Source organism: Neisseria sp. P0021.S007 (assembly GCF_051956855.1).
Genome location: NZ_JBQCXA010000819.1, coordinates 1 through 591, shown reverse-complemented (window position 1 = coordinate 591; position 591 = coordinate 1). Strand labels below are relative to the sequence as shown.

The 591-nt window shown below is 48.2% G+C and carries 1 protein-coding gene; it reads right to left on the bottom strand.

Features of this window, described 5'->3' with window-relative positions; translation table 11 throughout:
* The coding region (locus tag ACTHUR_RS16135; RefSeq protein WP_440399689.1) for a LysR substrate-binding domain-containing protein at nt 1-590 on the bottom strand (590 nt) is incomplete at its 3' end.
* Nucleotide 591: the final 1 nt, after the last annotated feature.

The window sequence follows — 591 nt, the reverse complement described above, 5'->3', positions numbered from 1 at the left end:
ATACTACCAACCTGATTAAATGCAAATTCGTAAGTAATCAAAGGAAACGAAGCCAAATCCTCGATACTTAAAGGATTCATACATTCCAACAAAGGATGTTCTTTCGGCACGATAACCGCATGATTCCATTCATCACACGTCAACTTGCTCAATTCGGGATGATCGTCAATCCGCTCCGTCACAATCGCAATATCCGCCTCGCCATTACTGACCATTTGCGCAATCGCCGCAGGACTCCCTTGCTTGATCGTCAAATTGACCCTCGGATAACGCTTCACAAAATCCGCCACAATCAAAGGCAGCGCATAGCGTGCCTGCGTATGCGTCGTCGCAATCGTCAGAGCACCGCTGTCGTGATCGGTAAACTCGCTGCCGATATTCTTAATATTTTGGACATCTCGCAAAATCCGTTCCGAAATTTCCAACACCGCCTTACCCGGTTGGGAAACAGACACCACACGCTTGCCGCTGCGTATAAAAATCTGCACCCCCAGTTCTTCTTCCAAAAGGCGGATTTGCTTGGAAATACCCGGCTGCGAAGTAAAGAGCGCATCCGCAGCCTCAGACACATTCAAATTATGGCGGTACACC